This is a genomic window from Fodinicola feengrottensis (genome assembly GCF_010993775.1).
GTDB lineage: Bacteria > Actinomycetota > Actinomycetes > Mycobacteriales > HKI-0501 > Fodinicola > Fodinicola feengrottensis.
In genome coordinates, this window is the sequence record NZ_WOTO01000038.1 from 30,443 (window position 1) to 54,809 (window position 24,367).

27 protein-coding genes and 6 pseudogenes are annotated in these 24,367 nt (G+C 67.8%); 15 read left to right on the top strand and 18 right to left on the bottom strand.

Features of this window, described 5'->3' with window-relative positions:
• Positions 1-16: 16 nt before the first annotated feature.
• Together GNX96_RS30465 and GNX96_RS30470 are read left to right on the top strand one after the other, a co-directional pair.
• Entirely contained in the window at positions 17-592 is a 576-nt protein-coding gene (locus tag GNX96_RS30465) for a DUF6042 family protein (RefSeq protein WP_163571438.1), read from the top strand.
• Positions 589-1,203, top strand: a complete 615-nt coding sequence (locus GNX96_RS30470; protein ID WP_163571440.1) for a class II aldolase/adducin family protein — start codon at positions 589-591, stop codon at positions 1,201-1,203. The genes GNX96_RS30465 and GNX96_RS30470 overlap by 4 nt, the downstream gene beginning before the upstream one ends.
• A gap of 281 nt (positions 1,204-1,484) precedes the next feature.
• On the opposite strand, the gene GNX96_RS30475 is transcribed toward GNX96_RS30470, so the two are convergent.
• The 3 genes and pseudogenes from GNX96_RS30475 to GNX96_RS30485 all read right to left on the bottom strand — a co-directional run bounded on the left by GNX96_RS30475 (position 1,485) and on the right by GNX96_RS30485 (position 4,807).
• A complete protein-coding gene (locus GNX96_RS30475) occupies positions 1,485-2,747 on the bottom strand; it encodes a class I SAM-dependent methyltransferase (protein ID WP_163571507.1) in 1,263 nt (420 codons plus the stop codon).
• A pseudogene (locus GNX96_RS30480) lies at positions 2,747-4,128 on the bottom strand (FAD-binding protein). Before GNX96_RS30480 ends, GNX96_RS30475 begins: the two are co-directional and overlap by 1 nt.
• Before the next feature lie 301 nt (positions 4,129-4,429).
• Positions 4,430-4,807, bottom strand: a complete 378-nt coding sequence (locus GNX96_RS30485) for a C40 family peptidase (RefSeq protein WP_163571442.1) — start codon at positions 4,805-4,807, stop codon at positions 4,430-4,432.
• Here GNX96_RS30485 and GNX96_RS30490 point away from each other — a divergent pair.
• Positions 4,797-5,189: a hypothetical protein gene (locus GNX96_RS30490; RefSeq protein WP_163571444.1), complete on the top strand. Its 393-nt coding sequence runs from the start codon at positions 4,797-4,799 to the stop codon at positions 5,187-5,189. The two genes, GNX96_RS30485 and GNX96_RS30490, sit on opposite strands and share 11 nt — an antisense overlap.
• 186 nt (positions 5,190-5,375) lie before the next feature.
• Here GNX96_RS30490 and GNX96_RS65205 read toward each other — a convergent pair.
• From GNX96_RS65205 to ku, 3 genes and pseudogenes are all read right to left on the bottom strand, one after another.
• A pseudogene (locus GNX96_RS65205) lies at positions 5,376-5,549 on the bottom strand (serine hydrolase); the annotation flags it as partial.
• Positions 5,546-5,971, bottom strand: coding sequence for a serine hydrolase (locus GNX96_RS30500; RefSeq protein WP_163571446.1), 426 nt, complete (start codon positions 5,969-5,971; stop codon positions 5,546-5,548). The gene GNX96_RS30500 and the pseudogene GNX96_RS65205, both read right to left, overlap by 4 nt.
• 175 nt (positions 5,972-6,146) lie before the next feature.
• Positions 6,147-7,061 (bottom strand): non-homologous end joining protein Ku, encoded by a 915-nt coding sequence (ku, locus tag GNX96_RS30505; protein WP_163571448.1) that lies wholly within the window; start codon positions 7,059-7,061, stop codon positions 6,147-6,149.
• Positions 7,062-7,209: 148 nt separating this feature from the next.
• On the opposite strand from ku, the gene ligD (GNX96_RS30510) reads away from it, so the two are divergent.
• From ligD (GNX96_RS30510) to GNX96_RS30530, 4 genes and pseudogenes are all read left to right on the top strand, one after another.
• Positions 7,210-8,130 (top strand): non-homologous end-joining DNA ligase, encoded by a 921-nt coding sequence (gene ligD, locus GNX96_RS30510; protein WP_163571509.1) that lies wholly within the window; start codon positions 7,210-7,212, stop codon positions 8,128-8,130.
• On the top strand, positions 8,123-9,121 hold the full coding sequence (ligD, locus tag GNX96_RS30515; RefSeq protein WP_279581917.1) for a non-homologous end-joining DNA ligase: 999 nt from the start codon (positions 8,123-8,125) through the stop codon (positions 9,119-9,121). Before ligD (GNX96_RS30510) ends, ligD (GNX96_RS30515) begins: the two co-directional genes overlap by 8 nt.
• Complete coding sequence (locus tag GNX96_RS30520) at positions 9,118-9,561, top strand: hypothetical protein (RefSeq protein ID WP_163571450.1); 444 nt, start codon at positions 9,118-9,120, stop codon at positions 9,559-9,561. The genes ligD (GNX96_RS30515) and GNX96_RS30520 overlap by 4 nt, the downstream gene beginning before the upstream one ends.
• Positions 9,562-9,566: 5 nt before the next feature.
• A pseudogene (locus GNX96_RS30530) lies at positions 9,567-11,035 on the top strand (PrsW family glutamic-type intramembrane protease).
• Between the two features lie 278 nt (positions 11,036-11,313).
• Here GNX96_RS30530 and GNX96_RS30535 read toward each other — a convergent pair.
• Both GNX96_RS30535 and GNX96_RS56515 read right to left on the bottom strand, forming a co-directional pair.
• Positions 11,314-11,655, bottom strand: coding sequence for a GroES family chaperonin (locus GNX96_RS30535; RefSeq protein WP_279581918.1), 342 nt, complete (start codon positions 11,653-11,655; stop codon positions 11,314-11,316).
• A gap of 31 nt (positions 11,656-11,686) precedes the next feature.
• Positions 11,687-12,103 (bottom strand): hypothetical protein, encoded by a 417-nt coding sequence (locus GNX96_RS56515; protein ID WP_279581919.1) that lies wholly within the window; start codon positions 12,101-12,103, stop codon positions 11,687-11,689.
• Between the two features lie 11 nt (positions 12,104-12,114).
• Between GNX96_RS56515 and GNX96_RS30540 the strand changes: the two genes are divergently transcribed.
• On the top strand, positions 12,115-12,981 hold the full coding sequence (locus GNX96_RS30540) for an AI-2E family transporter (RefSeq protein ID WP_279581920.1): 867 nt from the start codon (positions 12,115-12,117) through the stop codon (positions 12,979-12,981).
• Between the two features lie 15 nt (positions 12,982-12,996).
• Here GNX96_RS30540 and GNX96_RS30545 read toward each other — a convergent pair.
• The 6 genes and pseudogenes from GNX96_RS30545 to GNX96_RS30565 all read right to left on the bottom strand — a co-directional run bounded on the left by GNX96_RS30545 (position 12,997) and on the right by GNX96_RS30565 (position 17,964).
• Positions 12,997-14,993: pseudogene (locus tag GNX96_RS30545) on the bottom strand (ATP-dependent DNA helicase).
• 110 nt (positions 14,994-15,103) lie between these two features.
• Complete coding sequence (locus GNX96_RS65215; protein WP_390624179.1) at positions 15,104-15,715, bottom strand: sodium:calcium antiporter; 612 nt, start codon at positions 15,713-15,715, stop codon at positions 15,104-15,106.
• Positions 15,714-16,244 (bottom strand): annotated as a pseudogene (locus tag GNX96_RS65220) (hypothetical protein); the annotation flags it as partial. The pseudogene GNX96_RS65220 and the gene GNX96_RS65215, both read right to left, overlap by 2 nt.
• 158 nt (positions 16,245-16,402) lie before the next feature.
• Positions 16,403-16,696, bottom strand: coding sequence for a sigma-70 family RNA polymerase sigma factor family protein (locus tag GNX96_RS56525; protein ID WP_279581922.1), 294 nt, complete (start codon positions 16,694-16,696; stop codon positions 16,403-16,405).
• Entirely contained in the window at positions 16,693-17,376 is a 684-nt protein-coding gene (locus tag GNX96_RS56530) for a sigma-70 family RNA polymerase sigma factor (protein WP_279581923.1), read from the bottom strand. The genes GNX96_RS56525 and GNX96_RS56530 overlap by 4 nt, the downstream gene beginning before the upstream one ends.
• 198 nt (positions 17,377-17,574) lie before the next feature.
• The gene (locus tag GNX96_RS30565; RefSeq protein ID WP_163571456.1) at positions 17,575-17,964 is read right to left on the bottom strand and encodes a VanZ family protein; all 390 of its coding nucleotides are present in this window, start codon (positions 17,962-17,964) and stop codon (positions 17,575-17,577) included.
• Positions 17,965-18,030: 66 nt separating this feature from the next.
• Between GNX96_RS30565 and GNX96_RS56535 the strand changes: the two genes are divergently transcribed.
• The 4 genes and pseudogenes from GNX96_RS56535 (at position 18,031) to GNX96_RS30575 (ending at position 19,616) form a co-directional block, all read left to right on the top strand.
• Positions 18,031-18,243: a hypothetical protein gene (locus GNX96_RS56535; RefSeq protein ID WP_279581924.1), complete on the top strand. Its 213-nt coding sequence runs from the start codon at positions 18,031-18,033 to the stop codon at positions 18,241-18,243.
• Entirely contained in the window at positions 18,213-18,680 is a 468-nt protein-coding gene (locus GNX96_RS30570; protein WP_279581925.1) for a DUF47 domain-containing protein, read from the top strand. The genes GNX96_RS56535 and GNX96_RS30570 overlap by 31 nt, the downstream gene beginning before the upstream one ends.
• A gap of 20 nt (positions 18,681-18,700) precedes the next feature.
• Positions 18,701-18,859 (top strand): annotated as a pseudogene (locus GNX96_RS56540) (inorganic phosphate transporter); the annotation flags it as partial.
• 25 nt (positions 18,860-18,884) lie between these two features.
• A complete protein-coding gene (locus tag GNX96_RS30575; RefSeq protein WP_279581926.1) occupies positions 18,885-19,616 on the top strand; it encodes an inorganic phosphate transporter in 732 nt (243 codons plus the stop codon).
• Positions 19,617-19,723: 107 nt separating this feature from the next.
• Here the strand turns inward: GNX96_RS30575 and GNX96_RS30580 are convergent, their stop codons facing one another.
• Together GNX96_RS30580 and GNX96_RS30585 are read right to left on the bottom strand one after the other, a co-directional pair.
• Positions 19,724-20,440, bottom strand: a complete 717-nt coding sequence (locus GNX96_RS30580; protein WP_279581927.1) for an alpha/beta fold hydrolase — start codon at positions 20,438-20,440, stop codon at positions 19,724-19,726.
• A 97-nt stretch (positions 20,441-20,537) separates the two neighbouring features.
• On the bottom strand, positions 20,538-20,852 hold the full coding sequence (locus GNX96_RS30585) for a hypothetical protein (protein WP_163571458.1): 315 nt from the start codon (positions 20,850-20,852) through the stop codon (positions 20,538-20,540).
• 384 nt (positions 20,853-21,236) lie between these two features.
• On the opposite strand from GNX96_RS30585, the gene GNX96_RS56545 reads away from it, so the two are divergent.
• Complete coding sequence (locus tag GNX96_RS56545) at positions 21,237-21,380, top strand: hypothetical protein (RefSeq protein WP_279581928.1); 144 nt, start codon at positions 21,237-21,239, stop codon at positions 21,378-21,380.
• 197 nt (positions 21,381-21,577) lie between these two features.
• On the opposite strand, the gene GNX96_RS30595 is transcribed toward GNX96_RS56545, so the two are convergent.
• The gene (locus GNX96_RS30595) at positions 21,578-22,981 is read right to left on the bottom strand and encodes an MFS transporter (RefSeq protein WP_279581929.1); all 1,404 of its coding nucleotides are present in this window, start codon (positions 22,979-22,981) and stop codon (positions 21,578-21,580) included.
• A gap of 50 nt (positions 22,982-23,031) precedes the next feature.
• Here GNX96_RS30595 and GNX96_RS30600 point away from each other — a divergent pair, with 50 nt between their 5' ends.
• Both GNX96_RS30600 and GNX96_RS30605 read left to right on the top strand, forming a co-directional pair.
• Positions 23,032-23,628 (top strand): TetR/AcrR family transcriptional regulator, encoded by a 597-nt coding sequence (locus GNX96_RS30600; RefSeq protein WP_163571464.1) that lies wholly within the window; start codon positions 23,032-23,034, stop codon positions 23,626-23,628.
• Positions 23,621-23,851, top strand: a complete 231-nt coding sequence (locus GNX96_RS30605; protein ID WP_279581930.1) for a hypothetical protein — start codon at positions 23,621-23,623, stop codon at positions 23,849-23,851. The genes GNX96_RS30600 and GNX96_RS30605 overlap by 8 nt, the downstream gene beginning before the upstream one ends.
• Before the next feature lie 334 nt (positions 23,852-24,185).
• Here GNX96_RS30605 and GNX96_RS30610 read toward each other — a convergent pair whose 3' ends face one another.
• Complete coding sequence (locus tag GNX96_RS30610; protein ID WP_163571468.1) at positions 24,186-24,341, bottom strand: hypothetical protein; 156 nt, start codon at positions 24,339-24,341, stop codon at positions 24,186-24,188.
• Between the last annotated feature and the right edge of the window lie 26 nt (positions 24,342-24,367).

The following is a 24,367-nucleotide window of genomic DNA, read 5'->3' on the forward strand; positions in this document are numbered from 1 at the left end:
CGAAGGCGACAGGCTCGTGAGTGTCGAGCCGGTGGATGACGGCGGTGACGGGTCGACCCGGTTGCGGTTGTGGACCGTACGCCGGCAGCTCACCGACGGTGGATGGCTGCGCTGGGCACCGGACGCGACGACCTTGCTGGTGTCGGTTTTCGCCGAGTCATCGCGATTACCGTGGTCCGGCTATGACGAAGAGGTGACCAGCAGGGCCGGTTGGAAGTCGTCCCCGTGGGCGCTGCCCGAGGACGACGCCGACCGTACGGCGCTGCGGCTGCTGCTGGCCGGCCGGAAACCGGCCGGTGGCGGGGCCTCGGTGAGCCGGCTTGCCCGGCACATGCAGCGCTGGTCACGGGTGTGCCGGACGGCTGCTGGCGCCGGCGACCAGCAGGTGCTCTCGGACCTGCATCGCGCGCTGGTCCGCTTCGGCGTACTGACCGACACCGGCCTGCTCAGCCGGCGGACGGTGGGGCTGGGAGAGGTCGCCAACGTGCTGGACGTGCTGCCGCTGACCGAGGCCGAGCGGGCCGAAGAGGAGCAGGCGCAGCGCGGCGAGCCGCCGCGGATCCACCGGCAGCGCTCGGTCGCCGACCGTTGACCGTCGATGCTCTCGTCGAGGAGCTTATCGAGGTCGGCCGTGACCTGGTCGCGACTGGCCTGACCAGGGCATCTTCCGGCAACCTGTCGGCCCGGTTGGCCGGCTCGGACACCTTCGTGATCACCGGCAGGGGGACCTGGCTGAACCGGCTCCGGCCAGCCGACTTCGCGGTCGTACGGCTGGATGACACGGTCGTCGGCGGCCCCGCGGTGCCGTCCACCGAATACCGGCTGCACCTGCGTACGTACCAGGCCAGGCCGGACGCCAACAGCGTCATCCACGCCCACCCGCGGATGTCCGTACTGGTGGACGCGCTTGGCCACGAGATCAAACCGCTGACCCTGGACCAGGCCTACTACCTGCCCCGGATCGGCCGCATCGACTTCTACCCGAACGGTTCCTGGGACCTTGCCGACCACGCCGCCGCGGCCTGCGCGGACTGCGACGCGGTGGTGCTCGGCTACCACGGCAGCTCGTGCGTCGGCGACACCGTCGAGATGGCCCACCGCCGTACGCTCATCCTCGAGGACGCAGCCACGCTGACCTACCACGCTGTCCTCGCCGGCCGCCCGGATCTGCGCTTCCCGCCCGGCGTAAAGCTGACTGACTAATGGCCCCTGCCGGACGAGCATTGTCGATTCGGTGCCTGCCGCCGACCAGGTGCGGCGCGAAATTGTCGTAGGTGTCTGTTTTTTTCTTTCCCCCTCCCTTTGAACGGGCGGGGGGTGGGTCGAGAGGTGGACCTTAATTTTTAGTTGAACATTGGTCCTGAACCCGCCCCCCACCCGTCACTGGGTGGGGGCAAATCTGCCGGAGGGGTACGACAGTTTCGCGCCGTACCCCTCTTGGCGTTTGGCCGCGATGACTCATCGCGGCCAAACGCCAGATCGACCTAGAACCAAGGGCGCAGCGGGACGTTGGCGTTGCCGGTCGAGTCGACCTTGACGCCGAGCACCTGGTGCAGCTGGATCTTGTTCTTCTCGAACGACAGCCGTGAGGCCGCCATGTAAAGCGCCCACACCCGGGCCGTCCCGAGCCCGACCTCCTGGACCGCCTCGTCCCAGTGCTCGTCGAGGTTGTCGCACCAGCCCTTGAGCGTCATCGCGTAGTGCTCACGCAGGTTCTCCGCGTGCCGCGGCTCAAAACCGTTGTCCTGCAGGGCGGTGACCGTACGCCCAAGAGCGGTGATCTCGCCGTCCGGGAACACGAAACGGTTGATGAAACCACGTCCGTACGCGACCCGTTCGGTGTTGGTCGGGCGCATGATCGAGTGGTTCAACAGCCGGCCCTGCGGCCTTAGCAGGCCATGCAGTTTCTGGAAATACGCCGAGTAGTTCTTCACGCCGATGTGCTCGGTCAGCCCGATCGAGCTGATCGCGTCGAACGGCCCGTCCACCACGTCGCGGTAGTCGCCGTGCCGGATCTCGGCCACATCGGACAGTCCCTGCTCGGCGACCGCCTTCTGGCCCCATTCGGCCTGCTGCCGCGAAAGCGTCACGCCGACCACGGTCACGCCGTAGTGCTTGGCCGCGTGCCGGACCATCCCGCCCCAGCCGCAGCCGATGTCCAGCAGCCGCTGGCCGGGCTGCAGGCCGAGCTTGCGGCACACCAGGTCGTGCTTCTCGTACTGCGCCTCTTCCAGCGTCGACTCCGCCGTCGGATAGACCGCGCAGGTGTACGCCATCGACGGGCCGAGCACCCACTCGTAGAACGTGTTGGACACGTCGTAGTGGTGCTTGATCGCCGCCGCGTCCCGGTTCTTGGCGTGCCGCAGGCCGTGAGCCAACCGGCTGGCGCCAATCTCCTCCGGCAGCGGCGGGTTCCACTTCAGGATCTTGAGCCCGAGGTCACGCAACACCCGGACCTTCTCGGCCACCCCGATCGGCTCGAAGTCCACACTGCCGAGCACCTTGAAGGCGTCGTAGATCTTGCCTTCGACCTCCAGTGCCCCACTGACGTACGCGCGCGCCAGGCCCAGCTCCATCGACGCGGAGGTGGCCAGATACGACAGCGCTTGCTCGTTGACGACCCGTACCTTGACCGGCGCGTCGGTCGGTCCGTAGCGGCTGCCGTCGTACGCGACGAACTCGATCGGCGCACCGGCCCCGACCGCTGTCGCGATGATGTCGGCGATTGTGCGGCGCTTGCGACTCATCATGACCTCCCGACTGTTTTGGCGTACAAATCGGCGAATCGTCCGTTGGGGTCGTAGCGCTTCTTGAGCATCGCGTACGCCTCGCCGTTGTACAGCCGCCAGAATTCCTCTTCCGAATAGAAAGCGGTGGAATAGAGCGACTTTCGCCCACCCAACCGCTCCACCTCGGCTTCGATCAGCCGGTTGTGCGTGTCATCCGGCTGGCCAGGAGCCAAGTCCACACTGGACCAGAACCCCACGTTCACATAAAGAATTTCCGGATTGAGTTTGTAAAGATCCCAGGTGAGGTCCTTGCGGGCCTGCCGCAGCGGACACACCCACACCGGCGAGATGCCGATCTCGCGATGGAAGAAGTCCAGGAAGGCCGGCAGCTTGTCCACCGGGACCTCGATGTCCTGCACGACCTCCTCGATCTCCGGTTTGCCGCGAGCCCGGTCCAGCCGGCGTACGACGTGGTTCCGGCGTTCGAAGTTCGCCACTTTCCAGTAGACCTCACTGCGCAGGAACCGGCGCGGGATGAGGCGGCGAAAGCGCGGGTCCTGCACCCCGAAAGCGCGCGAACACCAGAACCAGTCGGTGTCCCAACGCCACAGGTAGTCGTCAATCGTCAGGTAGTCCTCGCGCCGCCGGCCAACCGACTGGTAGTAGATCTGCTGGCCGGTGTAGTCCGAGGTGTAAGGCGCGGATTTGGTGTAGCTGCCCAGCGTCAGCACATGCCGGCGGGCGGTGAACACCGTCCCGTCGACGAAATCCACCCGCTCGCCCAGGTATTCGCCGGCCGCGCAGATGTCCTGGATGGCCTGCGCGTACTCGCCGGCGTCGTCGAACCGCAGATGCCGCAGGTGGACGTACGGAGTGACGCGCTCCAGCTGGATCTTCAGGCGCAACGAATAACCGAGGCTGCCGTACGAGTTCGGGAAGCCGGTGTAGAGGTCCGCATGGTCGCCTTCGGGGCGCGCGGTGATCAGCTGCCCGTCGCCGGTGAGAATGTCCTCCTCGATCACCGACTCGTGCGGCAGGCCGTTCCGAAAGCTCGGCGACTCGATGCCGAGGCCGGTCACCGCCCCGCCCAGGGTGATCGTTCGCAGTTGTGGCACGACCAGCGGCACCAGCCGTAGGGCAGCGTCGCGTCGACCAGGTCTTCGTACGTCGTCATGCCGCCGACGTCCGCGGTCATCGCGTCCGGGTCGACATGGAAAACCTGGTCCAGTCCGGTGACATCCAGCCGATGCACGGGTTTGTTGTCGCGCAGCCGGAACAAGTTCGACGTTCGCTTGCCCAGCCGTACCGGCTCGTTCGGGTCGATCGCCGCCAGCTCACCGGCCAGTCGGTTCGCGGTCACCCGGTAGTCGGCTAGCGCAGCATTCAACCCACCACTCATCGTCCCCCCCACCACGGCGCTCCCTCACTGCTCCGGCCAACCGTCCGATCCCATCACGATGACCAGCTCCTCGCCAGTGTGATACCGCTTAACATTGGCGCGATGTAGCGCACATAACTCCACAAGGCCCGCCTAACTTCGGCGCTCTCGCGATCACTGTTCGTACGCGCCGCCCGGCACTGGAAGCCCTGGCATTCACTCTCAGTCGCCCGCCCGCCCAGCCCAGACGTCCGCATCGACGCGATACGTGCGTCCAGCGCACGCATCGCGTCGATGCGGACAAAGGGCCTACTACGGAGAGTTAGGCGGGGAGGTAGCGGCGGGCGGCGCAGAGCTCAGTGGCGTACGACGGGTCGGAGAGGTCGAAGTATTCGACCCGGCGGCCGGTACGAGGTGCGTGCAGCATCGTCGGCGTCCCATTCACCTCGCCGGCGTAGAAGCCGACATGGTGCACCGCGCCGGCGCCATTGTCGAAAGCGAAGAAAATCAGGTCGCCGGGTTGCAGCGCGTCCAGTGGCACCGGCTGGCCGGCCCGCGCCTGGTCGGAGGCGTCCCGCGGGATCACCAGGCCGTGCTTGCGATGGCTCAGGTGGGCGAACCCGGAACAGTCGATGCCGGTGCCGCTGAGGCCGCCCCACACGTACTCGGTGCCCAACAGTTCCTGCCCGGTGGCGAGCACGTCGTCCCCGGTCGTACGCGGCGACGGCAGCTCGTCGTCGGCCGGCTCGGCCGGGCAGGTGGGCGAGTGGGATCCAGCCCGGGTAGCCGTCCGGGTCGCGGCGAGAGGGCTGCCAGGGCAGCACCACCCGGGCCCACGCGCCGGACAGCTCCTGGACCAGTACGGGCTCGCCGGCCTCGGCCTGGCTGTCCACTCGCTGCAGCAGGTCGAGCCGCGCGTCGTGGTCCATCGCGGCCACCCAGCCGGTCACGTCCGGCTTGTCGTCCACCGCCGGCGCGTCGATCGGCCGGACTGCCTCGGGGGCCCGCCACAGCGTCGTCAGCGCGACCGCCACGGTCGCCGGGCCGATACTGACGCTGCTCACGGGCGCCTCCCTAACTAAGAGTCGAGTGCCTGCCGGGCCGAGTAAACCCGCGATGACACGGTACGTATCAACGTAATGGCATCGTCGTCGGCCTCGAAGTCCCCAGTGCAGACGGCAAGGGTGTAAGGCGGGCTGTCGTGTGGCCACACCACCGCGCTGTCGTGCCGGATCGCACCGACCCAGCCGTTTGCCGCCCCACCGGGTGCCGGCCGGCAGTCCGGCCCCGATGCCCTCGCCTTTCTGCTGGCGGGCAAGGGTGTCGATCATCGCCTCAGTGGCCTGCGGACCAGCCACCTGACCACTCGCGAGGCGTCCCAAACCGGCCGCGAGGTCGTACGCGGTGACCAGGTTCGTACGGCCGGCGGCGTTCGCGCTCATGTCCCCAATCGGACGCTGCAGTTGACTCCTGGTGGCCGACAGCAGCCGCTGCGCCTGCGCCGCCTGCGCCACGCCGGCCTTCGGGGGTCGCCGCCACCGAGGGTGGCGATCAGCAGGTTGGTGGCCTCGTTGCTGGAGATGGTGATCATCTGCTCCAGCAGGTGTTCGACGGTCGCGGTGCCGGCGGCGTAGGCGCTGTCCTCGTCGATGTCGTCCGGGTCCAGCTCGTACGTGCCGCCGTCCACCGACCGGAACTGGTCGGTCAGCGCCACCTTGTCGGACAACGCCAGCCGGCCCGCCTCCACGGCTCGGTAGACGGCCACCATCACCGACACCTTCATGGTGCTCGCGGCGTAGAACTGCTCGTCCTGGTCGTGGACCAGGATCGGGGTGCCGTCCAGCTTCAGCCAGGCGACCCCCACCCCCGGTAGTCGGCGGCGGTGAGCAGGTCAGTGAGAAGGTCCGGTGGTAATGCCGGTGGTGTGGAGGCCATAAGCCCGGAGCCTAGAGCAGCTCAAACCACCTTGTCGGCAACTTTCCGCTGTCGCCAAAACTCGGAAGAAAACGATCTCTGAGCGTACGATGCGACCCGTTCCGTCAGGCGCTCTTACGTTTGCGCGGAGCGGCTGTCTTCTTCGCGGGAGCGGCTTTCTTGGCAGCTGGTGCGGCCTTCTTGGCGGCCGTTTTCTTCGCCGCCGGTTTCGCCGAATCCGAATCCGACTCCGAGCGCCGCGAGCGGGCCCGGTCGACGCTGGCCTTCAGTGCGGTCATCAGGTCGACGACCTCGCCGCCGCCCTCCTGGTCGTCCTCGGTCTTCTCGACCACGACGCCCTCGGTCTTGGCGTCGATCAGCTCCAGGACGGCCTCGCGGTACGAGTCCTGATACTCGTCCGGGTCGTAGTCCGCGGCCATCGACTCGACCAGCGACGCAGCCATCTGCTTCTCCTGCGGCCGCAGCTCCACGTCGGAGTCGAGGAAGCCGAATTCGGGCGTACGGATCTCGTCCGGCCACAGCATCGTCTGCAGCACGATGACCCCGTCGCGTACGCGCAGCGACGCCATCGCCTCCCGCTGACGCAGCGCGACCTTCACCAAGGCCATCCGCTCTGTCGACTCCAGCGCCTCCCTGAGCAGCACATACGGCTTGACCGCGGTGCCTTCGGGCTCCAGGTAGTACGTCTTGGCGAACCGGATCGGGTCCAGCTGGTCGGCCGGTACGAACTCCAGCACCTCGATCTCGCGGCTGCTCGACATCGGCAGCTCGGCGAGGTCGGCGTCGGTCAGGATGACCGTCTCGCCGGTCTCGGTCTCCAGCTCATAACCCTTCGCGATGTCGGAGTAGCTGACCTCCTCACCGTCGATCTGGCAGACCCGCTTGTAACGGACCCGGCCGCCGTCCTTGGCGTGCACCTGATGAAACCGCACGTCCTTTTCCTCGGTCGCGCCGTACAGCTTGACCGGGATGCTCACCAGGCCAAACGAGACGGCACCTTTCCAGATGGCCCGTGGCATATGTCCCAGCTCCTCACTGCGTTCCCGGTCGGGGTACGGCTTCCAATCTCTCAGACCAGCTCAATCCCGCAAACTCATCGGTGATCAAAGTCCTACCGTGAACTCGCAGCTCAACCCGCTCTCAAGGCAGGATGACACTGTGCGTCCCATGCTTGCGAGTCCAGGCGATCTTCCGGTGGGTCCGGAATGGGCGTACGAGGTCAAGTGGGACGGAATCCGGGCCATCGCCAGCGCCGCCGGCGGCCGGTTGCGGCTGCACAGCCGATCCGACAAGGACGTGACCGCCATTTATCCGGAGCTCGCCGGGCTGGCCGAGATGTTCCCGGAAGGCACCCTGGACGGCGAGATTGTCGCCTTCGACAAGGGCCGGCCGTCCTTTCCGGCGCTGCAGGACAGGATGAACGTCGACGACCCGCGCCGAGTGGCCCGGCTGGTCGAGCTCACCCCGGTCACGCTGGTGATTTTCGACCTGCTCCGGCTTGACCGCCTCGACCTGACCCCGCTGCCGTACGCCGACCGCCGGGAGACCCTTGAGCAGCTGGACCTGAACGGCCCGCGCTGGATCACCGCGCCGGCCTTCGACGACGGTGCGGCGACGCTCGCGGCCAGCCGGGAGCTCGGGCTGGAAGGCGTACTGGCCAAGCGGCTGCGGTCGCCGTACGTGCCGGCGGCGCGCAGCCGGGACTGGATCAAGGTCAAGTCGCTGCGTACGCAGGAATGTGTGGTCGGCGGCTGGGCGTCGGGGGAGAAGACCCGTACCGGCCAGATCGGGTCGTTGTTGTTGGGAATCCCGGAAAACGGGCAGCTGCGGTATGTCGGCCGGGTCGGCAGCGGCGTCGCCGGTGCCACCCTGGACAAGCTCACCGCGTTGCTGACGCCGTTGGTGACCGACGCCAGTCCGTTCCATGAGTCGCCGCCGCGCCGGGACGCGCGCACGCTCGTCTGGTGCGCGCCGGAGGTGGTGGTCGAGGTCGCGTACGCGAACTGGACGACTTCCGGAGTCCTGTGGCATCCGCGGCTGCGCGGCATTCGGTACGACAAGACGCCTAGCGAGGTAAGCGTTGAGTGACACCGTGACGGTCGAGATCGAGGGCCGCAAGCTCCGGCTGTCCAATTTGGACAAGGTGCTCTATCCGAAGAGCCGGACCACCAAGGGCGAGGTGATCGACTACTACAGCCGGATCGCGCCGGTCATGCTGCCGCACCTGGCCGGCCGTCCGGTCACTCGAAAGCGCTGGCCGGACGGGGTCGCCAAGCAGCCGTTCTTCGAGAAGAACATGCCGCGCGGGACGCCGTCCTGGATTCGTACGGTCAACCTGCCGGTGCCTGGCAGCACGATGGACCGGGAGACGATCGACTTCGTCGTGCTGGCCGACCTGGCCGGGCTGGTGTGGTCGGCGAACCTCGCCGCACTGGAACTGCACGTCCCGCAGTGGAAGGTCGGGCCGCGGGGCGCGGCCAAGCATCCCGACCTGCTGGTGGTCGACCTGGATCCGGGCGACGGCGCCGGCCTCGCGGACTGCATGGAGGTCGCCGTGCTGGTACGCGACCGGATGGCGCAGGACGGCCTCACGACGTACCCGAAGACTTCCGGCAACAAGGGTATGCAGCTCTACGCGCCGGTCTCGGCGAAGCAGGACTCGTCGGTCGTTTCGGCGTACGCGCACGCGATCGCCGACGAGTTGGCTGAGAAACACCCGAGAAAAATTCTCTCCCAGATGACCAAAGCATTAAGACGCGGCAAGATTTTCATCGACTGGAGCCAGAACAACGCCGCCCAAAACGACGGTCGCCGCTTACTCGCTGCGTGGCCGCGAGCGTCCGACGGTGTCCACCCCGCTCACCTGGGACGAGGTCGAAGCGGCCGAGCCGGTCATGTTCGAGCCGGTGGAGGTGCTCGATCGGGTCGAGGAGTATGGCGATCTGCTTGCCGACTTAACCAACGCGGGCCCCCGCGTACCCGCGTAACATCGGGCGTCCAGCGGTCTCACGGGGGTTTAAGAATGACGCACAGACGTTCGATCACCACGATGCGCACACGCGTTACTCTCCCGACATGAGCTACCCGTACAGCGCCGCGCCCGGCGGGTACGGCCCGGTCGGCCCGGTGCCGACCGCGCCGGCCCAGGCCTATCCCATGCCGGCGCCGTATCAGCCGGTCTACCGCCCGATGCGCCAGACGAACGTCTGGAAGATCGTCTTCTGGATCGTCGCGAGCCTGGTCTTCCTGGTCTGCGGCGGCCTGTCGATCCTGATCACCGGCCTCGGCTCGGACATCGTCGGCGTGATCCTGGGCATCTGCTCTCTCTCGATCCTGCCGGTGCCGGTGATCGTGATGACCGCCGTCTGGCTCTCGTGGTCGCAGCCGCAGCCGTGGGGCGCCCGGATTTTCGCGCTCTGCTGGGGTGCCGCGGTGGCGACCCTGTTCGCCGCGCTCACCACACCATCACCGGTCTCGCGATCACTCAGGTGGCCGGCAAGGACAACGGCGACATCCTGACCGCCGTGTTGGTCGCCCCGCCGGTCGAGGAGACCTGCAAAGGCCTCGCCTTGCTGGCGATCTTCCTGTTCAGCCGGTTCGGCCGGAACGGGCGATATTTCACTGGCCCGGTCGACGGCATCACGTACGCGCTGTTCGTCGGCGCCGGCTTCGCGTTCACCGAGAACATCGCGTATTTGGCCCGCTCGTACACGACCGGCCTGCAGGCCTCGAACGGGATGACCGCGGCCGCGGTCACGCTGCTGGTCTTCACCTTCATCATCCGTGGCATCGGCACCCCGTTCGGGCATCCGCTGTTCACTCGGCGACCGGCGTCGGGCTGGGCGTGGCGGCCCGGAGCAACCACCACATGGCGATCCGGGTGCTGGCGCCGATCTGCGGCTGGCTGGTCGCGATGCTGCTGCACGGCACCTTCAACCTGGTGGCGTCATTCCTGCCGTCCTGGGTCGCCCAGATGTTCGGCGACAACGGCGGGTTGGGCGCCGCGATCGTCGCGAACGGTTCGTTCATCGTCGCGCTGTTCCCGCTCTTCGCGATCGGTGTCGGGGTCGCGATCTACGTCCGGCAGTCGCAGTTCCGGGTGGTCAAGCGCGGGCTGCCGCAATACGCGGCGGCGGGCTGGATCGGCCAGCCCGAGGTCGAGTGGCTGTCGTCGCTGCGCGGTCGCAGCCAGGCGCGCAAGTGGGCCAAGCAGGTCGCCGGCCCGCCCGGGCTGACCGCGATGAAGGAATACCAGTTCGCCGCTTCCCGGCTCGCCATCCTGCGGGACGGCGCGAACCACGGTCAGGTCGGCCCGACGTTCACCCAGACCGAGCAGGAACTGCTGTCCGCGCTCGGCCAGCAGCGCCTGTTCTTCAGCCCGCACTCGCCGGACGGCCCGGTGCCCGGCGGTTCGGCCCCCGGCTACGGCCAACCGCCGTCGTTCGCACAGCAGGCCGCGTCCTACCCGACCCAGGCCGCTCCGGCCGCGTATGGGCAGCCTCCTTATGGGCAGTCCTCCGGCCCGCCTTCTTACGGTCAGGCTTCTGCTCCGCCGTCGTATGGGGCGCAGTCGTACGGCCAGCCTTCCGGCCCGCCGTCTTCCGGCCCGTCGCCTTATGGTCAGCCTTCCGGCCCGCCCGCAGACCCGACAGGCCACGGCCAGTCCGGCTATGGCCCGCCTTCGGCGACCCAGTCCTCGGCGACTCAGTCCTCGGCTACCCAGTCCTGGGCGGCCCAGTCTTATGGCCGGCCCGCCGACAGCCGCCCCGGCGAGAGTCGCCCTGCCGACTCCGCCCCGCAGGGCCAGCCGGCCTCGCTGAAAAAAAGCCGGATCCCAACGCCCCGGGCGGCGAAACCCAGACCTGGCAGCACCCGCCCACCTGAGCACTTGCCCAGGTCTCCCGGGCAAGCTGATCCATTGCCCAGCCGCGCCGCATTCTCCGCCCTCGGCGCGGCCCAGAGGTGCCTCTTCCAGCGTCTCACCTGGGTCTGACAACCTGGCGAGCCCAGCGCGTTCTGTCTGAGCCGCGTGCTTTCCTTAGCCCCCTCCCTTGTTTGGGCGGGGGGTGGGTAAGAGGTAGACGTCCTATTTTTAGTTGAACATTGGTCCTCGAACCCGCCCCCCACCCGTCACTGGGTGGGGGCGATTTTTCGGGGTGGGTACGACAGTTTCACGCCGCACCCTGGGTAAAGCCGTAGGCCATCCCCCACGGCTGGCTGGTCCACAGGGCACCGAACCACCCGGCAGCGGTTCGCTGGGAAGGGGAGTTTCTACAGGTAGAGGCCGGTAGACCCGGGTTCGACCCGGCTGGCCGCGACGGCGTGCACGTCGCGCTCGCGGAGCAGCACGAACTCCTTGCCGTGCAGCTCAACCTCGGCGCGCTCGTCCGGGTCGAAGAGCACCCGGTCGCCGTCTTCGATGTTCCGTACGGCCGGGCCGACCGCGACCGCGGTCGCCCACGAGAGCCGGCGGCCGACCGAGGCGGTCGCCGGGATCACGATGCCGGCCGTCGAACGGCGCTCGCCTTCGCCGCCGTCGCGGCGTACCAGCACCCGGTCGTGCAGCAGCCGGATCGGAAGCGCTCCGTCGATGTCCGTACTCCCAGCGTCCACGGCTGCACACGTTAGCCTGCCTGACCGGCACCTACGGCCGGCGGGGATCGTCACCCGATACGGTGGGGATCCAACGAAGGGGATGGTGGGCAACGGTGCCGAACTGGTGGGAGCGTTTGCGGCGCAGCAACCCGCGGCCGGCGCCGGCCGCGGACCCGGCCGAGCACTCGGTCTCCGCGTCGCCGGAGACCATCGACCACGAGATCACCGACACGGCGCCGCCTGCTGAGCTCGAGCTGCCGTTGGGCGTACGGATCGCCGGGGCCTGGTCTTGGCGGCTGCTGGTCATCGGAGCGGCCATCTTCGTGCTGCTCCAGTTGATCGGCATCCTGTCGGTCGTTGTCATCCCGTTCGCGATCTCGCTGTTGCTGGCCGCGTTGTTGCACGGCCCGGTGGCCTGGCTCCGCCGGCACGGCCTGCCCAAGTCGCTGGCTACCGCCGTGGTCATGGTCGGTGGGGGTGGCTGGAGTCTCGGCGGTGATCTACGGGGTGGTGCAGGCCTTCCTGAATGGCCTTCCAGGCCTCACCGAAAACGTGACTACCGGCATCAGCGAGGCCAAGCACTGGCTGGTCAGCCCGCCGCTGAACATGTCGCAGTCGCAGATCAACGCGGTCGTGAACAACATCGGCAAGACCCTCACCGAGAACCAGGCCACCATCGCCAGCGGCGCGCTGACCGCCACCACGACGGTCACCGAGCTGGTCAGCGGCCTGTTCATCGTGCTGTTCACGACCTTCTTCCTGCTCCGCGACGGCGCCGACATCTGGCGATTCCTGACTCACTTGCTGCCTCGCAAGGCGATCGAGCCGGTCCGCGAAGCCGGTGTGCAGTCCTGGAAGACCTTGCACGCGTACGTAAGAGCGACTGTTCTGGTGGCCTTCGTCGACGCGTTCTTTATCGGTGTTGGTGTCGGCATTCTTGGCGTGCCGTTGGCCCTGCCGCTGGCCGCGGTGATCTTCATTGGCGCGTTCGTGCCGGTGGTCGGCGCCTTCATCTCTGGTTCGGTCGCCGTGGTCGTCGCACTGGTCGCGAAGGGCCCGATCGCGGCGCTCATCGTGCTGGCGATCCTGGTCGGCGTGCAACAGCTGGAAAGCCACATCCTGCAGCCGTTCCTGCTCGGCCGGGCGGTCTCACTGCATCCGCTCGCGGTCATCCTGGCGATCGCCGCCGGCCTGGTGATCTCCGGCATCATCGGTGCCCTGGTCGCGGTGCCGCTGCTCGCGGTGGCCAACACGGCCGTACGAAGCCTGGCGTCCAGGAAGGCGCGTAAAGCCCAGCCGCCGCCAGGCACCAAAGACCTCGCGATCGGCGAGAGCGCCGCGTAGCCCGTCCCCCTTACGTCAGGAGGAGGCGGCCGCGTCGACGCTCAGCCGCTGGAGGGCGGCGAGCACGGTCTCCTGTTTCGTCGTATACCAAAACGGTGGGACCGAGCGGCGCAAATACGTCCCGTAACGCTGGGTCGCGAGCCGCGGGTCCAGCACGGCGACCACGCCGCGGTCGTCGCTCGTACGCACCAGCCGGCCGGCGCCCTGGGCGAGCCGGATCGCCGCGATCGGCACCGACACAGCCGAGAAGCCGGAGCCGCCGGCGGAGTCCACCGCGGCCGCGGCCGCTCGGGCGGACGTGAGCGGGTCGTCCGGGCGCGGGAAGGGCAGCCGGTCGATGACCACCAGCTGGCAGGCCGGGCCGGGCACGTCGACGCCCTGCCAGAGCGACATCACGCCGAGCAGGCAGGTGGCCGGGTCCTCCTTGAACTTGCGGACCAGCAACGGCAATGAATCCTCGCCCTGCAGCAGGATCGGCAGATCGGTCCGGTCGGACAGGATCTCGGCGGCGGCCGCGGCCGCCTTGCGGGACGAGAACAGCCCGAGCGTACGACCGCCGGCGGCTTGGACCAGCTTCACCAGCTCTTCGGCCGCGCCGTCGGACAGCCCGGACATGCCGGGCCGCGGCAGGTGCGCGGCGACGTAGAGGATGCCCTGCCGTGGGTAGTCGAACGGGGAACCAACGTCCTCGCCGTGCCAGCGCGGCGGCCCGTCCTCGTTGTCGTCCTTGGTTGGCGCGGCTGGCGCGTCCTGCTGTCGGGGCAGCCCAAGCGACCGGCCGACCGTCTCGAACTGGCCGCCCAGCGCGAGGGTGGCCGAGGTGGCCACCACCACCCGGTCCCGGAACAGCTCGCGGCCGAGCAGTCCGGCCACGCTCAGCGGAGCCACCACCAGGGACCGCTTGCCGCGGTCGTCGGTCGACAGCCAGATCACGTCCTGATCGGACTCCAGCAGCAGCCGCTGGGCGGTCTCCACCAGCACTTGCAGGCTCGCTTTGGCCTGGTGCTTGCCGGCCAGGTCGGCGTCATCGGCGCCGACCTTGCCAATGCCGCGGAGCCCGGACTGGCAGGCTTCCTCGGCGAGCAGCACGGCCGCTCTGACGCCCTCGGGGACCGCTGGCATCCGGCCGGGCAGATGGGCGTCCAGAGACGTACGCAGCGCCTCGGCGGCGTCGTCCAGCCGCTCCACCTCGCGGGACCCAAAGTAGTGGCCAGCCCGCTTGGCGGCCCGGGCCAGCGCGTCCGCGGAGAACTCGGCTTGCGCCGCGGAGGTGACCCGGTCGGTCAAATCGTGCGCCTCGTCAATGATCAGCAGCTCGTGCTCGGGCAGGATGCGCCGCTCGCCGTCGAAGGTCATCGCCATGTCCACCGCCAGCAGCGCGTGGTTTGGTGACCACGATGTCCGAGTCGCGGGCCCGCTGGCGGGCCGCCTCGGCGTGGCATTCGGCGCCGAACGGGCAGCGCATCGCGCCGACGCACTCCCGGGCCGGGGTGGAGACGGTCCGCCAGACCATGTCGTCCACGCCTGGATCCAGCTCCGACCGGTCACCGGTCTCGGTCTGGTCGGCCCAGTCCCGTACCCGAGTGATCTGCGCCGCCAGCCGGCCCGCCGCGGCCACCCACTTCGGGCCGTCGTCGAACAGCCCGTCCTGTTCCTGTTGCTCTTCGACCCGGGACGCCTCCAGCCGGGCAAGGCACAGGTAATGATGCCGGCCCTTCAGCACCGCGTAGCTGGGGGCGCCGGCCGAGCACTGGCGCGACCGCGTCGGCGAGCCTGGGCAGGTCCTCGCTGACCAGTTGGGCCTGCAATGCCAAGGTCGCCGTCGACACGACCGTCCGCCGGTGGGAGGCCAGCGCCGGCGCGAGGTATCCGAGCGACTTCCCGGCCCCGGTGCCGGCCTGGATCAGCAGGTGCTCGCCCGATTCGATGGCCGTCGCGATCGCCGCGGCCATCCGTTGCTGCCCCGGCCGGGCGACCCCGCCCGGCACCGCCGAGACGGCGGCATCGAGCACCCGGGCGACATCCGGATCGGGAACGTCGGCTCGGAGCGGGGTGGACTGGGACTCAGCGGCCTTGGACACGACAACAGACGCTACCGCTGCCGCCCGACGGTCCTCGACAGTTATCCACTGGTGACCCTCATTCGCCATTTTGTCCGTTCTCTGAGTCGCTCAGGAAGCCGCCAACGCGGGGATGAGCAGCGCGGCGAAGGCGAGGTAGAAGACGCCAGCGACGGACAGGGTGGCTGGCTGGAGAGAGGCGGCGCGCGCCGCAGCACCACCAACAGATAGCCAATCGCGGCCATCGTCATCAGTCCTGACACCAGCAGCGGCGCGTCCAGTCGCCAAGGGGTGAAGAGCAGGCCGATGCCGCTCGGGACGGTCGCCTGGATCATCATCGCGCCCGAGATGTTCGCCAGCGCGAGCTGCGATTTCCCGGCCCGTACCCAGATGATCGCGTTCATGATCTCCGGCAGTTCGGTGGCGACCGGGGACAGCAGCAGCGCGGTGACCGCGGCTGGCAGGCCCAGCAGGGTGGCGGCGGATTCCAGCTGGCGTACGAAAAACTGTGACGCGACCAGGATGATCACGAGCGTACCGATGGCTTGTACGAGGATCGCCCACGTGGCCGGTCGGCGCGCGCCGACGCTGCAGCAGCAGGGGCGAGGGGTCCTCTTGTACGACGCTCTTGTCGTCGCGTGAGGAACGGATCTCGGAAATGAAATAGACCGCATAAGCGGCGAACATCGCGATGCCGAGCCACGGCTTGAAAGCGAAAGTCACCAGTCCGAGGACGACTTTTACCACGAAGATAACGAGAAACCAGGTCTGGTCCCGGGCCAGCTTGACGGTGTCGATGTGGCCGGCATCGACTTGGCTGGCATTGCGCGGCTTGGTGAAAAGCATCCACCCGGTGACCGCGTAGGCGACCGTCGCGAGCGCCAGTGGGCCGCCCATCGCGGCTCCGACGCCGATGTCCTTCTGGGCGGGTGATCCGCCCAGCACCGCGGCCACGAACGTGACCGCGCTTTCTGGCAGGGCCGTACCGAAAGCGGCTAGTACGGTGCCGACTGCCAGCGGGCCCAGTCGCAGCCGCGGGCCGAGCCATTCGACTGCGTTGACGAACCATTCGCACGCCAGATAGACCGCCACCGCGCAGGCGGCGAGCGCGACGAGATGCAACACGCAGGGTGTCCTCCCCGCATCGCGGCGGCCGCGCCCAAGGTCCGCGACATCGAGACCTCGACCGACCAGGCGATGCACTTCACCTGTGGTCGAAGGTCTCGTCCACCCCGATCACGGGGCCCGGCCACCGCCGGACCGCGGGGTCCGGATCATGTCGACGACCGACGGGGGACTACTCCCCTTCGGCTGTCAACTATAGCGCCTGGATGCGAAGACGAGCATGTGTGGTCGCCCACTCAGCCGCGCAGCTGCTCGACCACTCCGGCGCCTCGCAGCTTGTTTGGGTTCACCTGGTTGAAAATCCCGATGATCCGGCCGGACTCGTCGAGTGCGAAGGTGGTCACATCGGTGGGTACGGACGGGCCGAAGACCAGCATGCCGAGGTCGCCGTTGACGCCGATGGGTTTGATGGTCGCCCCCTCGGTGTATTTCTTGAAAAGCCCTACCAGCAGCCGCGCCACCTTCTCCGCCCCCACCACCGGGCCGCGGCCGGCCGGCGCGAGACCGCCGCCGTCGCCGTGCGCGATCACGTCCGGATGCAGCAGCTCGGTGAGCGTACGCAGATCACCAGTCGCGCACGCGCGAAGGAACTCCTCCGCCACCCCCGCCGCTGCTGGTGCTGCGGGGCCCGTTCGGGCGGCTTGGCGTCGGCCACGATCCGGCGCGCCCGGGACGCCAGCTGGCGGGCCGCCGGCACGCTGCAACCGAGCGTTTCGGCAACGTTGTCGTAGGGCACCGTGAAGATGTCGTGCAGCACGAAAGCGACCCGCTGCTCTGGGGACAGCTCTTCGAGCACGACCAGCAGGGCCATCCGTACGGACTCGGTCAGCTCGATCGCGGACGCCGGATCCGGCCCGCCCACCGGGTGCAGGCCGTCGTCCGGCGCCGCGGTGACAATCGGCTCAGGCAGCCACGGCCCGACATAGGCCTCTCGCCGTACCCGCGCCGACCGCAGCTGGTCGAGGCAGATCCGGCTGACGACGGTGGTGAGCCAGGCCCGCAGGTCGAGGATCTCGGCCTGGTCGCCACGCCGCAGCCGCAGCCAGGTCTCCTGCACGGCATCCTCGGCGTCCGCGGCGCTGCCCAGCATCCGGTAGGCGACCCCGAACAGGTGTCGGCGGTGGGACTCGAACTCCGTCGCTGCGATGACCGGCACACCCTCATCGTCATCGTCCCCCACCCCACCGGTCGAATCGCCCTCTGTGTCCACTAAAACCAGGTGCGGCGCGAAACTGTCGTACCCACCCCGAAAAAATCGCCCCCACCCAGTGACGGGTGGGGGGTGGGTTTGAGGACCAATGTTCAACTAAAAATTAGAGTCCACCTCTCGACCCACCCCCCGCCCGTTCAAAGGGAGGGGGAAAGAAAAACAGACACGTACGACAATTTCGCGCCGCACCGGGTGTTCTCAGGGACGGCGGCGTGTACGGGCGTAGAGAACGACGAGCACCGCGAGCACGACGCCCACCGAGTCGCAGAACCAGTCCCAGAAGTCCTCGTCGCGGCCGATCTGGCCCTGGATGACCTCGGCGATGCCGCCGTACGCGACCAGGATCGGCGCCAGGAAGCGCAGCGGGATGCGGGCGTACGCGCCGACCAACAGCAGGACGACGAACATCATGATGTGCACGACCTTGTCGCTGCCGGCCGGGCCGCTCGGCACATCCGAGGCCGGCGAGAAGAGCATCACCATCGTGATCAGGACCGCCAGCGCGAAAGTGGCCCGAGATAGGGACGAACCAGGACGCCAACGCGACGTGGCGGGACGGGTTGGGGTGCCGGTGGCGTCGGGTCTCATAGTTGTTCCTACTATGCCAAACGGACTAATGATCGGTTACGAACAGACGTCGGCGAGGGGAATTGCGTGCGCTTCAACCTGCGGCCCAGAGCGGACGAGTTCTACGACTTCTTCAAGGAGGCCGCCGACAACCTGGTCAAAGGCGCGGCGATCCTGTCCGAGCTGAGCCTGCCGGACGCCGACCACCAGTCGATCTCGGACCGGCTGGTCGACACCGAGCACGCAACAACGACGACGTCACGCACCGGATGTTGCGGACGCTCAACTCGACTTTCGTGACGCCCTTCGATCGCGAGGACATCTACCAGCTCGGGTCGCAGCTGGACGACGTGATGGACCACATGGAGGCGGTCGGCAACCTGATCTACCTCTACGGCCTGTCCAAACTGCCGTCTCTGCCGCGGGAGATGCACGAGCTGATCGAGGTGCTCATCGCCAGCGCGGACCAGACGCTGCAGGCGATGAGCCGGCTCAAGAGCATGCGTGACCTCGAGCCGTACTGGATCGAGGTCAACCGGCTGGGAAAACGAGGGCGACCGGGCATACCGGATGCTGCTGGTACGCCTCTTCTCCGGCGAGTACGACGCGCTGACGGTCATGAAGCTCAAGGAAGTCGCCGACGAGCTGGAGGCCGCCGCGGACGCTTTCGAGCACGTGGCGAACACGGTCGAAACCATCGCTGTCAAGGAGTCCTGAACCGGTGGTCATCCCGGTGATAGGCGTGATCCTGGTCGCGATGGCGTTCAACTACACGAACGGGTTCCACGATGCGGCGAACGCGATCGCCACCTCGGTGTCCACCCGGGCGCTTACCCCGCGAGCCGCCCTGGTGCTGGCCGCGGTGGGCAATCTGCTCGGGTCATTCCTCGGAGCAAAGGTGGCCGCGACCGTCGGCAGCGGCATCGGCCTGCACACCGGCGGTGCCGGTCTGTTGGTGGTCTTCGCGCGCGCTGATCGGCGCGATCGCCTGGAACCTGATCACCTGGTATTTCGGTCTGCCGTCATCCTCATCGCATGCGCTTATCGGCGGCATGGTCGGCGCCGCGATCGCGGCCAGCTCAACGGTGTTGTGGGCCGGCGTGATCGACAAGGTCGTCATACCGATGGTCATCTCGCCGATCGTCGGGGTGATCGCCGGCTACTTCGTGATGCTGGCGATCTACTGGATCTTCCGCCATAAGAACCCCGGCAAACTCAACCGCGGCTTCCGCTGGGCACAGACCTGCTCGGCGGCCGGGATGGCTTTCGGGCACGGCATGCAGGACGCCGCGAAGACCATGGGCATCGTCGTGCTCGCCCTGCAGGTCGGTGGCCTGCAGACTGGGAGCTCGATTCCGCTGTGGGTCTTCTTCGTCTGCGCCGCGGTGTTGTCGGCCGGTACGTACGCCGGTGGCTGGCGGATCATGCGTACGCTTGGTCGCAAGGTGATCGAGCTCGGTCCGCCGCAGGGTTTCGCCGCCGAGGTGACCGCTTCGGTGATCCTCTACGTGGCCGCGATCGGCTTCGGCGCGCCGATCTCCACCACCCACACCATCACCTCCGCGATCATGGGCGTCGGCGCCACCAAGCGGATCTCGGCTGTCCGCTGGGGCGTCGCCGGCAACATCATCACCGCCTGGGTGCTCACGTTTTTCCCGCCGCCGGCGCGGTAGCTGCTGCCGCTTACGGGGTGTCGGCCCTCTTCGTCTGAGTGCGAGCGGCGAGCAGGCCCCGGAGCGTACGGACGAATTCCTCCGCCTCCAGCGCGAAACCGACGTGGTCACCCGCGAACTCCACCGGCGCGTTGCCCAGCGCCGCGGCAAGGGCCGCGCCCGTACGGTTGGCGAGCTGTCCTTTCGACGTTGCCCCAACACCCACGACGACCTGCGTCGGGATCGCCTTCAGAGCGGCGATATCGAACAGCGTAGCCAGTGATCGTACGAAGCATGTGCGCGAAGAAGAGATCCTCGCCGTCATCTGGCGCGTCCGCGGTGACGTCGCCCGCCGGGCCCATGTCTATGCCGGTCAGCGCCATGAATTCGCGCGTCGCCGCCGCCGGTCCCTTGTGGTGGTAAAGCTCGACCAGGTCGAAGATCGCCGCCCGCACCTCCTTGCGGTCGGGCAGCACGTCCACCACCGGCGGCTCGTGCGCGACGAGCGTACGCACCTGGTCCGGGTGCCGCGTCGCCAGCGCCAGCCCGGTGACCGCTCCGCCGCTGCTGCCCAGTACGTCGACGGGTTCGTCGCCGAGCGCCGTCAGCAGCCGGTGTACGTCATCGGCCAGCAGGTCGGCGGTGACGTCCGAGGTCGGGTCTTCGCGGGCGCTCCGGCCGGTGCCGCGCGGATCGTACGTGACGACCGTGTGGTCACCGGACATCAGCGGCGCCAGCGCCGCGAAGCCGCTGCTGTCCATCGGCGCCCCGATCATCACCAGCAGCGGACCCGACCCGCGGATCTCGTAGTGCAGGCGCGCACCGGGAACGTCCAACGTCGACATGAGATGCCCTCTCCGGAGATGGCTTGGCCTTCAGGTTCATGCTGCTCCTGGGCATCGGGAGGAATCGTCCGGCTCGCGGACGACCTCTCGTACGCCGTCAGGTGGTCTTCCGACGAAAAGCCTGGTTGAGGGCGGCGATGGAGGCCAGGATCGTCACCACGAAACCAAGGACGTAAAGCCACACTCCGCTGGTCCCCAGCAGGGTTCCGGCGGTCGGCAGTCGGACGTAGCCGCCGCTGAGGGTGAAACCAACCAACATGAAAAGGCCAACGAAGAGGCCCAGAATTGGCGCCCACTTCCATCGCAGGACTCCGATCAGAAGCGCTGCGACCAGCGAGATCGGGATGGCCGGCGGGATCGTCGGGAAGCCCGGCACGCCGCCGGCGACTTCGAGCGGGACGGCGATCGCCATGGCGACCAGGCGGTGATGAGGGTGATGCGAGTGGGGGACAGGTAAGCGGGCACGATCGTGACTCCTTGGGTCGAGGTGCCCTCCATACTCGACGCGAGACCGGGCCGCGCCATCCGAGCAGCGGCGACACTGTTCGTACGTAGATTTGCGTACGCCGCAGCCTCGGTCAGGTGAGTGGGGCCTGTTGCCAGCGGGGCTGGGGAGCGGCGAACGGCACTCGGCCTCACTCGCGAAAAAATGTCTCGCGCGCGTCCTCAAACCCACCCCCCACCCGATCACTGGGTGTGATGTCTCAGGACATCGGTGACGGTTTTGCATCAGGACATCGGTGACGATCGGTGTGTCAGGACATTGGTGACGGTTCGATCGTTTTGGGCGTCGGTCGTGGAGTTGTCCGTTGCCGACGTAGGTGCGACCGGGTGCTGCTGGGCTGTGTTGGATGCGGGTGGTGCCCTGCATGTCGGTGATGGCGGTGGCGTCCTGGACGACGATGACGTCCCGGCCGCGCGGCGGCCGTCGACCAGGTAGGTGACCTTGCGCAGCCGGACGCTGCCCGTTCTACACAGCCCGCATCACGCGGGTGTCCTCGGGCGTCGTAGGCCGGGGCTGCGAGCTTGTAGGCGGGCTGGTCGTGGGGTCTGGGACGGTCGGGTTTGGGCCGTCGGGGATCGACTTTGGGGCCGTTCAACCGGGGCCAAGTGTCACCACCAACCACCACGAAACTGTCACCGATGTCCTGATGCAGAACTGTCACCGATGTCCTGCGAGATAACAACCCGATCACTGGGTGGGGGCAAGAAAACAGTGTGGGTACGACAGTTTCGCGCCGTAGCGGATAGATCTGTGGTCAGGCGATGGCCGCGGTCGTCCGGGTGGCGGCTGCTCGCCGGTGCAGGACTGGGCGGGCCAGTACGAGGTAGCCGGCGGCCAGCACCAGGCCACTGACCAGGCAGCCAATCCACGGGCCGGCCGGCCCGAAGACGCTCAAAGCAGTGGTGCCGGCGGCCGGCGCGAGAATGTACGCCGAGCTTCGGCTGAGGTTGAAAAGCGCCTGGTAGCGGCCTTGCGCGGTGGTCGGGGCGAGATCGGCTATCAGGGACTGCGCGAAGCCGGCGGTACCCCAGCTCGCCGATCGTCCACACCACCACCGAGCCGACGAAGGCCCATTGGGAGTGCGCGAGCGCGGTCAGCCCGAAGCCAACGCCCAGCAGCGCGCCGGACGCGGCCTGCACGCGCATCTGGTTGAAGCGGCTCAGCCACGCCGTCGCGAACGGCTGCAGCACGACGATCAGCACGCCGTTGACGGCGAGGGCGATGCCGTACGAGGCCGCCGAGAGTCCAGCGCCGTGCATGGTCAGCGGCAGCGTCACGTCCGCCTGCGTGTAGATGGTCGCGTACAGGGCCGTCAACCCGAGCATGCCGAGCAGAAGTGGATCACGCAGGGCTGTCCGATAGCCGACCGCAGGCTCGTGTGCCGCCGGCTTCGGGCGGGTGTTTGTCTTGGTAGCGAAGAAAATCAATGCTCCGAAGACCAGGCAGGTGGCCGCGTCGAGAACGAAGAGCAGGCCGTAGCCGCGCTCGGCGAGCCACCCGCCAGCCATCGCGCCGACCGCGAAACCGAGGTTGTTGGCCCAGAACAGCAGCCCGTACGCCCGCGCGCGCTGGCTGACGGGCACGATGTCGGCGATCAGCGCGCCCGAAGCCGGCCGATAGAGATCGGCGGCCATCCCGGCGGCGAAGGCGGTGATCGCGATGGTGGGCGTCGTCGAGGCCGCTCCCAGTGCCATAAGTGTGGCCGCGGAGACGACCATGGAGCCGCCGAGAGCGACCCGGCGGTTCAGGTGGTCGGCGAGCAGCCCGCCCAACAGCGGCCCAATCAAGCTGCCGACGCCATAAATCACCAGGATGACGCCGGCCTGCGCAATGGTCAGGCCGCGCGCGACCGTCAGGTAGAGAGCCAGAAACGGTTGTACGAAGGTGCCGAGCCGGTTGGCCAGCATGCCGGTCCACTGCACCCAGAACGCCCGCGGCAGTCCGCCGTACGCGCCGGCAAGGACCTGGCGAAAGCGTCCTGGCGGCGGGCGGAGGTCGGTCACCCGTACGAGCCTTCCGGACCTGGTCGCATCCACCAACCCGATTTCCTGGTAACGTCTTGTTTCTAGAAACGGAGTGTTACTGAGTGTCCAGACTAACCCGTGTTGAGCAACAGCGGCGGACCCATCAGGCCCTGCTGGACGTCGGTCTGGCCGTTTTCCTGCGGTGCGGGTTCCTGGCCACCACTGTCGAGGAGATCGCCGCTGAGGCCGGCTACACGCGTGGCGCTGTCTACAAGCATTTCGGCGGTAAGGAGGGCTTGTGGCAGGCGATCGTCGACGGTCAGGCCGACGCGCAGCTCGCCGGCCTGCGGGAGCTGCTCGACGGAGTGTCCAGCCGCGAGGAACTGGTCGCGGCGCTGAGTCCGCTCGACGGGGTGGCGGTGCAGTGGATCCAGGTGTCCGCCGAGTTCCTGGCCGCGGCCGCCGGCCGGCCGGAAATCGCCGCCGCGATCGTCGGCGCGCAACGCGAACGCGAAGCACTGATCGTCGAGTCGTTGACCCAGTTGTGCGTACGTCTGGACGTACGCCCGGTCATGCCGTTGCCGCAGGTAGTCGCCATGCTGGCCGGCCTCGCCGGCAGCCTCGCCCTGCGGCGGGCGATCGACCCGTCCGTCGACGCGGCCGCTATCACGGCCGGTGTCGTACGGGCGATTTTCCCGCCGGCCGGCACTGATGGGTGACGTGGTGGCGATCGCGGTCTGGAGTGTTTTCCTCGCGGTCATGATGGGAGGCCTCGTCTGGCTGGCCCGCCGCGTCCGGCGACGCGGCGTCGGCAGCAGCGTGCTCAGCCCGATCGAGGAAATCTGGCACCCGGCCATCCGGGAGTTCCGGTTCGAGACCGAGGCCTACGAGGAACGCATGGTGCCGATGCGGACTCCCGACGATCCCCTGCACCCTGACTGACCCTGGCGAACTCGCACGACAACGTCGAGTTCCCCCAGGGCGGCGTACGGGAGGCGACCCCCGCTCGAGCAGCCACCACCTACCACCCGACTCCTTTACATAGGGTGCGGCTTAAAACTGTCGTACCCCTCCGACAGATTTGCCCCCACCCAGTGACGGGTGGGGGGCGGGTTCGAGGACCAATGTTCAACGAAAAATTAAGGTCCACCTCTCGACCCACCCCCCCGCCCGTTCAAAGGGAGGGGGAAAGAAAAACAGACACGTACGACAATTTCGCGCCCCACTCGGCGTGTTGGGCTCCGACACGGTCGTGGCCGGTCTCGGCGTTTCGCTGCTAAGACGACGACAGCAGCGTCAAGTTCGCGGCGCTCGGTGTCGAGTGCGGCACAATATCCCGCAGTCGACGTCGAGTGCGGGACATTGTGCTGCGGTCGATGAGCTGGTGGCCGTCCAGCGGCACGAAAAAAGTGTGGCATTCGCCGAACGCCACCCCAAAGCGTTCGGTGCCCAGTGGCG